This window comes from Novosphingobium sp. B 225, from assembly GCF_002198665.1.
Lineage (GTDB): Bacteria > Pseudomonadota > Alphaproteobacteria > Sphingomonadales > Sphingomonadaceae > Novosphingobium.
The window spans coordinates 1-7,504 of sequence record NZ_MWLM01000060.1 but is presented as its reverse complement, the minus strand read 5'-3'; the positions used below and the strand labels follow the sequence as shown (position 1 = coordinate 7,504).

Here is a 7,504-nt window from a genome sequence, read left to right as displayed (position 1 = left end):
GGTGGCTGTGTGCAACAAGGGCCCGTACATTGTGTTCTTCGACTGGGATAAGTCGGACATCACTCCGGAAGCGGCGTCGATCCTCGACAGCGCGATCACGGCTTACGGCAGCTGCAACAACGTTCCGATCATGCTGGCCGGTTATGCCGACCGTTCGGGCAAGCCCACCTATAACCAGGGTCTGTCTGAACGTCGCAACACCTCGGTTCGTGGTTACCTGACCTCGCACGGTGTTACCGATGGCGCGATCAGCAGCCAGGGCTTCGGTGAAAACAACAACCGCGTCCCGACCGCTGACGGCGTGCGCGAACTGCAGAACCGTCGGGTGGAAATCACTTACGGTCCGGGTTCGGGCATGTAAGCAGCCGCAAGGTGCTGACAAGATTGGGGGGCCGGAGCGATCCGGCCCCCTTTTCTTTTGCGCCTAAGCAGTGGCATGGTGTGTTCGATCGGAGACCTGACATGACGATAAGGCGCATTTCCGGACTGACTGCACTGACCCTGCTGGCCGCCTGTTCAACCTTGAACGACGTACCCACAGCCCGGCTTGGCACCGCCACGCTGAAATTGGCCAGCGGAGTGCCAGTCGGCACGGCGCAGTTCCTGGTTAGAAAGGACCGGGTTAGCATCAATGTTGCCCTGGCCGGTCTATCCGAGGGGTCGCGCGGCCTCCACCTGCATGCGGTGGGACAATGCACCGGACCTGATTTCACCTCGGCCGGACCGCACCTCAATCCCGGCGGGCATCAGCATGGCACCGACAATCCGGCAGGCAGCCATCTGGGCGATCTTCCCAATGTGGTGCTTAACCAGCTTGGGGCCGGCACTGTCGTGGCCGAGCTGCGCGGAACGCGGGCCGAAGTGGAGCAAGCCCTGTTTGACAGTGATGGCAGCGCGATCGTGATTCACGCAGCGGCCGATGATTATCGCACAGACCCCAGCGGCAACAGCGGCAAACGGGTCGCCTGCGGGGTTATTCAGCGGCCCTGAGACTGTTCCAGCGGTTCACCCGCAGCCTGCGCCCGCGCGGCGACGCTGTGGGCGGCCGTAGGCAGCAGCCGCATGGCTGCCAGCAACAGCACCGTACCGATCGGCGCCGCAATCAGCGTTGAAAGTACGCCAAGCGCCAGGTCATCGCCATTCCTCGCCGAGACATAGCCGGCCATGAACGGCCCCAGCGCCAGACCAACCAGGGTGGTCGCCAGGAAGAAGGTGGCCGTTGCGGTTCCGCGCATCCGCGGCAGGACCAGCGCCTGGCTGGCCGCCGCAGCTGCACCCAGCGCGCTGGACGAGCAGGCGATGGCGATGAAGCTGAGCATCGCGAAGGCTGAAAAACTTTCGGTCCGGTAGGCGAGGACGAGCGGCACAACCGGCGTCAGCAGGCCGATCAGGACGACGATCACCCGGCCATTTTCGGTGCGTTGCTGCAACCGGTCGGCCAGCCAACCCCCCGCGATCACCCCCAGGAAACCGGCAACCGCGCTGGGTGCGCCGATCAGCCAGCCGAGATTGGCCTTGGCGATGTGGAAGACTCGCTCTGCATAGGGTGCGCCCCAATAGGACGAGGCGTAGCTGGTGAACGATACCATCCCATAACCCAGCGTGGTGCAGAGGAACGCGGGACTGCCCCAGATCAACCGGAAGGTCGGGTAGTCTCGTTGGCGCAGTGCGGCTGTCCAGCAATAGACGGCATAGACCCCGACGCCGACAAAGCTCCACTGCTGCAGGGTCGAACGGCCCAGCAGCAAGACCAGCACCCACACGCCGGCGGCGATCCCGGCGGCCACCAGCAGATTGGCCACCAGCGCCTTTGGCCCGCGCCGTGCTGCACCAAGCAAGGTGAAAGGCGGGATCACATCGAGCAATTCATCAAAGAAACCGCGGAACGGGTTGGGATCGCTGGGCGTCGGCAGGCCATCGATCGCACCGCGCACCGGCTCACGCAGGGTCGAAACCCACAGTGCCAGCAGCAGCCCCGGCAGCCCCACCGCCATGAATGCCGCTTGCCAGCCGACCAGGCCCAGCGGCCCTCCCCCCGGATAAGTCAGGTCCCAGCGCTGCACGATCAGCCCCCCGATCAGCAACGACAGGCCCCCGCCGAGATAGAGCCCCGAGCTGTAGATCGCCAGCGCGGTTGCCCGCATATGCCGCGGGAACAGGTCGGAAATCAGCGAATAGGCCGCCGGGCTCGCGGTGGCTTCCCCCACCCCCACGCCGATCCGTGCGCCGGTCAGCATGGCGCCATTTCTGGCAAAGCCGGAAAGCGCCGTCATCAGCGACCACAACCCCAGCCCGATGCTCATCAACCGGACGCGCTTCCAGCTGTCCGCCAGCCGCCCCAGCGGAATCCCGAACAGCGCATAGAACACCGCAAAGGCCGTCCCGTAGAGAAAGCCCAGATCGGCGTCGCTCAGCCCCAGGTCGCGCTTGATGTCATTGGCCAGGATTGACAGGATCTGGCGGTCAACGAAGTTGAGCACATAGACCAGCACCAGCACGCCCAGCACGTACCAGCTATAGGGTTCAGCCCGTGCGGAGGCATCCGGGGCTGGGTTGGGCTGGTCCGACATGCTGCTTTCTCCCACGCGGTCAGGCCGCATACTGTGTGTTGTCGGTCAAGCCCGCCGCGGCGAAGCCATCCTTGCGCAATCGGCACGAATCGCACAGCCCGCAGGCGCGGCCATCCGGCACCGGATCATAGCACGACCAGCTCATCGCCGGATCCAGACCGAGCCGCGCAGCTTCCTGCGCAATCTGCGCCTTGCCAAGCATTTGCAGCGGGGCATGAACCGTGAAATCCCCGCCTTCCGCTCCGGCCTTGGTCGCCAGCCGGGCCAGATCCTGGAAGGCCGCGATGAATTCCGGGCGGCAATCGGGATAGCCGGAATAATCCAGCGCATTGACCCCAATGAACAGATCGCGCGCACCGATCGCTTCGGCCCAGGCCAGGGTCAGCGAGAGGAATACCAGATTGCGCGCGGGCACATAGGTCACCGGGATGTCCGGCCCCAGCCCGTCCTTTGGCACGGCGATATCTGCGGTCAGCGCCGATCCGCCGAACTGACGCAGGTCGAGCGGCAAGACCACATGCCTGACCGCACCCAGCAGCGTCGCGATTTCACCGGCGGCCGCAATTTCACGGCGATGACGCTGATTGTAATCGATGGTCAGCGCATTGATGCGATAGCCGGCTTCGCGTGCCAAAGCGGCCGACACCATCGAATCCAGCCCGCCCGAAAGCAACACCACCGCATCGCGACCATTCCCGTTCTGCATCAACACGGGCTAGCCCGCGCCATGCCGCTTGGCAATGGGATCAGCTGGCGCAGTCCCCCACCCGGCGAGCTTCGGCGCTGAAATCGAACGGCAGACCATCGGCGATGCCCTGACTGTCGATCTGCACCAGCCGGTTGGTTTCCTTGCGGATGTGGGTGCGGCCATAGCCCTTGCCGCGGCAGGTGTACTGCACCGTCACTTCATTCGGGCTGTCCTGCACCACCACCCGGTCACAGCTTGAATCCTGATGGCGCAGCTGGATCAGGCGGCGACCGTTGGGCACACACAATGCCTGCGCCGCAGCGCCAACTTCACGCGGGCGCATCACCCAGCGACCGGCATCAAGCTGATCAAGCATGGCAAGCTGAGGGCTTTGTCCGGACAGCGGAACGCCGCAGGCAATCAAGCTTGCCGCCAGAATTCCGGCCTTGCGCAAATGCTTCTTCCCCACGTCGGCTGCCCTTTGGTCACCTGTTGCTGTCCGCCAAGATGGCGCAGCAATTGCGAATCGCTTGTAACATGGCGACGCGCTGCGGCCAACCGTGCAACATCAGCGATGAACAGAGTGTTTACAGGTCGATTTCAAACAACCGCGAACAAAACGCGCAATCGACCACGACCTTGCCCTGATCGTCCCGCATTTCCAGCCGCTGGTCTTCGGGAAAACGCGCCAGCACTGCCTGATAGTGCGCCACGCTGCACCGGCATCCTCTGCTGAGCGGCTGGACCGGCAAGACCCGCACTTCGCTCTCTTCATGAAACAGCCGCCAGACCAGCGTTTCCAGTGACAGGTCGGCATCGATCAGCTCGTCGTGGCGCAGCGATCCAGCCAGCGCCTTGACGTGTTCCCATTGCGGATGATCATGCTGCACGTGCAGCCGTTCGCGCCCTTCCTCACCATCGGGCAGATGCTGGACCAGCAGCCCGCTGCCGACGCAGCCCTGCCGGTCCGAACGCACCGCAACGCGGATCAGGGTCGGAACCTGTTCTGACTGGGCAAAATAGCTTTCGCAGGCCGCCGCCAGCGAATCCCCATCAAGCGGGACAATCCCCTGGTACCGCTCGCCCGAAGTGGCGAGATCGAAAGTCATGGCCAGATAGCCCTGACCAAACAGCGCGTAGAGCGAAGGATTGGGCCCAAGCGAGGCCAGCCGCTCCGCATCGTGGCGCACATAACCGCGCAGTTCCCCCCCGCGAAAGTCACAGACCAGCAGATCGATCACCCCTGCTTCGGTCTGCGCCTGCATGGTCAGCTGGCCCTGATCATCCTTCAGCAGCGATCCGATCAGCGCCGTCAGCACCAGGGCTTCGGCCAGCAGATGCTTTACCGGCGGCGGATAGTCATGCGCCGAAAGGATCGTTTCCAGTACCGGGCCCAGCCGCACCACCCGGCCGCGCGCATCGCGCGACGGGATGGTGAAGCCCAGCACCCGGTCATAACCGGTTTCACCTTCGGCAATGTGCTGCGGTGCGCTCACAACTGGCCGAAGGCCCAGCGAAGCACGCTCTTTTGCGCATGGATACGGTTTTCCGCCTCATCCCAAACCACCGAGTGCGGCCCGTCGATAACGCCATCGGTCACTTCCTCGCCGCGGTGCGCGGGCAGGCAGTGCAGGAACAGCGCATCGCTTTTGGCCCCGGCCATCAGCGCCGAATTGACCTGATAGGGTTCCATCGCCGCAATCTTCGCCTCACCCCCGGCCTGTCCCATCGAGACCCAGGTATCGGTGACGACGACATCCGCGCCCCTGACAGCTTCCTGCGCCAATCGGGTTACCGTGATCCGCGCCCCGCGCTGACGCGCCGCCGCGATATAGGCCGGATCGGAATCATAGCCATCCGGCACCCCGATCCGGACATGGAATCCCAGCAGCCCTGCCGCCTCGACGATCGAGTTGAGGACATTGTTGCCATCGCCCAGCCAGGCCACTTCAAGGCCTGGCAGCGCCTTGCCATGTTCGATCAGCGTCTGCAGATCGGCCATGATCTGGCAGGGGTGCGACCGGTCGGTCAGGCCGTTGATCACCGGCACACCGGCATAGTGCGCCAATTCCTCGATCTTGGCATGATCATCGGTGCGGATCATGATCGCATCGACCATGCGGCTGAGCACGCGCGCGGTATCGGCAATAGATTCCCCGCGCCCGATCTGGGTGGTCCCGGCATCCATGATCAGCGCCGATCCGCCGAGCTGGCGCATCGCCATATCAAACGACACGCGGGTACGGGTGCTGTTCTTTTCAAAGATCATCGCCAGCACGCGGTCCTTCAGCGGCGCGTCAGCATCGACCCAGCCTTCGGGACGGCCAGCACGCGCGGCCTTGCGCGCGACCGCATCGTTCAGGATCGCGACAAGCCCGTCGCTCCCCGCATCGGACAGTTCCAGAAAGTGCCTGACCATCACGCAGCCTCCGGCGGCTGGAAGCTGGCGGCACCGGCCGACAGCTTGTCCATGAATTCATCGATGTGGCTATCGTCGATCACCAGCGGCGGAATCACGCGCAGGGTGTTGTCTCCGGCGGCCACGGTCAGCAGGCCGTGATTGTCACGCAGGTGGGCCACGAAGTTGCGGGTTTCGAACTTCATCTTGATCCCGACCATCAGGCCGCGGCCGCGCACCAGTTCGAACATGTCGGGATAGTTGCCGATGAACTGTTCGATCCGGCTGCGCAGGCGTTCGCCCTTGGCGCGGACTTCGGCCATGAATTCTTCGTTGGCGACAACATCGAGCACGGCTTCACCCGCCGCCATGGCCAGCGGGTTGCCGCCATAGGTCGAACCATGGGTGCCGATCACCATCCCGCGCGCCGCCTGTTCGGTGGCCAGGCAGGCGCCGAACGGGAACCCGCCGCCAATGCCCTTGGCCGTGGCCAGCACATCGGGGACGATCCCGTACTGCTCATAGGCATAAAGCGTGCCGGCCCGGCCCACGCCGCATTGCACTTCATCGAGCGCCAGCAGCAGGTCATGCTCATCAGCCAGCGCGCGCAGCCCCTGCATGAACGCGTCCGAGGCCGGGCGGATCCCGCCTTCGCCCTGGATCGGTTCGACCAGGAAGCCCGCAGTATTCGGGCCGATCGCCGCCTTCGCGCCTTCCAGATCATCGAAATCGACGTATTTGAAGCCCTGCAGCAGCGGCAGGAAGCCCTTGTGCATCTTGTCCTGATTGCTCGCGCTGATCGTCGCCATGGTCCGCCCGTGGAAGGCGTTCTTGAACGTGATGATCTCGAACTTGTGATCGTTGCCCGCGCTCTGGTGATAGGCGCGCACGGTCTTGATCGCGCATTCCACCGCTTCGGCGCCCGAATTGGTGAAGAACACCGTGTCGGCAAAGGTCAGGTCGACCAGCCGCTGGGCCAGATGTTCACCCTGGGGGCTGCCATAGAGGTTCGAGACGTGCATCAGCGTTGCCGCCTGGCGCTGGATCGCGCCGATCAGCCCTTCATGCGAATGACCCAGCAGGTTGACCGCGATTCCGCTGGCAAAATCGAGGCATCGGCGGCCGTCTTCCCCGATCAGATGGCAGTGTTCACCGCGCACCGGCCGGAAACCGCAGCGGGGATAGACTGGCATAAGCGGGGTAATCGACATTGCTGTTGTCCTCTTCAGTTCCGGCGGGTTGGAAAACGACAAATGGCGGCCCGCCGGGAGCCGCCATTTGCGAATTTTGGGCTGTCAACCTGCTCCGGATGGACCGGGGCAGTGAGCCGGCAGGGACTTAGTCCTGCTTGGGCTGGAGGTTGACTGCCGAATACTTGCCTCGTCGATCGACTTCGATATCGAATTCGAGCCGGTCGCCCTCATTGAGGCCTGACATGCCCGAACGCTCAACCGCGCTGATGTGGACGAATGCGTCGGCCTGGCCGTCATCACGCGTGATAAAGCCGAAGCCCTTCATCGCGTTGAAGAACTTGACCGTGCCGCTCGACCGTTCGCCGGTCAGCTGACGCTGCGGCGCTTCGGGGCGCTTTTCCACCGGGATCACATCGCCCACGGCTTCAAGGTCGCTGGCGGAAATCTTGCCGCCGCGATCGACCAGGTTGAACTTGAGCTGCTGCCCTTCGGCCAGACCATCAAGCCCGGCGCGTTCGACTGCGCTGATGTGGACGAACACGTCCTCACCGCCGCCATCCTGCTGGATGAAGCCGAAGCCCTTGCCGGCGTTGAAGAACTTGACCGTGCCGGTGCCTTCGCCAACGACCTGGGCGGGCATGCCGCCACCACCGCC

Annotated in this window: 9 protein-coding genes; 2 read left to right on the top strand and 7 right to left on the bottom strand. The window is 63.9% G+C overall.

All coding sequences use genetic code 11. From position 1 onward, the window contains the following. Together MNBBLIKP_RS10945 and MNBBLIKP_RS10940 are read left to right on the top strand one after the other, a co-directional pair. A partial coding sequence (locus MNBBLIKP_RS10945; RefSeq protein WP_254913008.1) for an OmpA family protein occupies positions 1–361 on the top strand: 361 nt, incomplete at its 5' end. A gap of 101 nt (positions 362–462) precedes the next feature. Continuing rightward, on the top strand, positions 463–990 hold the full coding sequence (locus MNBBLIKP_RS10940) for a superoxide dismutase family protein (protein ID WP_254913007.1): 528 nt from the start codon (positions 463–465) through the stop codon (positions 988–990). Here MNBBLIKP_RS10940 and MNBBLIKP_RS10935 read toward each other — a convergent pair. The 7 genes from MNBBLIKP_RS10935 to MNBBLIKP_RS18385 form a co-directional block, all read right to left on the bottom strand. After that, positions 978–2,570: an MFS transporter gene (locus MNBBLIKP_RS10935; protein WP_088310292.1), complete on the bottom strand. Its 1,593-nt coding sequence runs from the start codon at positions 2,568–2,570 to the stop codon at positions 978–980. The genes MNBBLIKP_RS10940 and MNBBLIKP_RS10935 overlap by 13 nt on opposite strands. A gap of 19 nt (positions 2,571–2,589) precedes the next feature. Beyond that, positions 2,590–3,276 carry a 7-cyano-7-deazaguanine synthase QueC gene (gene queC, locus MNBBLIKP_RS10930; protein ID WP_088310291.1) on the bottom strand — a complete coding sequence of 229 codons (687 nt, stop codon included), beginning with the start codon at positions 3,274–3,276 and terminating at the stop codon, positions 2,590–2,592. A 40-nt stretch (positions 3,277–3,316) separates the two neighbouring features. Further along, entirely contained in the window at positions 3,317–3,727 is a 411-nt protein-coding gene (locus MNBBLIKP_RS10925; RefSeq protein WP_254913006.1) for a DUF3617 domain-containing protein, read from the bottom strand. 118 nt (positions 3,728–3,845) lie between these two features. Next, positions 3,846–4,754 carry an Hsp33 family molecular chaperone HslO gene (gene hslO, locus MNBBLIKP_RS10920; RefSeq protein WP_176399741.1) on the bottom strand — a complete coding sequence of 303 codons (909 nt, stop codon included), beginning with the start codon at positions 4,752–4,754 and terminating at the stop codon, positions 3,846–3,848. Continuing rightward, positions 4,751–5,677, bottom strand: coding sequence for an ornithine carbamoyltransferase (gene argF / locus MNBBLIKP_RS10915; RefSeq protein ID WP_088310290.1), 927 nt, complete (start codon positions 5,675–5,677; stop codon positions 4,751–4,753). The genes hslO and argF overlap by 4 nt, the downstream gene beginning before the upstream one ends. Continuing rightward, on the bottom strand, positions 5,677–6,867 hold the full coding sequence (locus tag MNBBLIKP_RS10910; RefSeq protein WP_088310289.1) for an aspartate aminotransferase family protein: 1,191 nt from the start codon (positions 6,865–6,867) through the stop codon (positions 5,677–5,679). The genes argF and MNBBLIKP_RS10910 overlap by 1 nt, the downstream gene beginning before the upstream one ends. A gap of 127 nt (positions 6,868–6,994) precedes the next feature. Next, positions 6,995–7,504 (bottom strand): cold-shock protein (locus MNBBLIKP_RS18385; protein ID WP_303395818.1); only part of this gene is annotated, 510 nt, incomplete at its 5' end.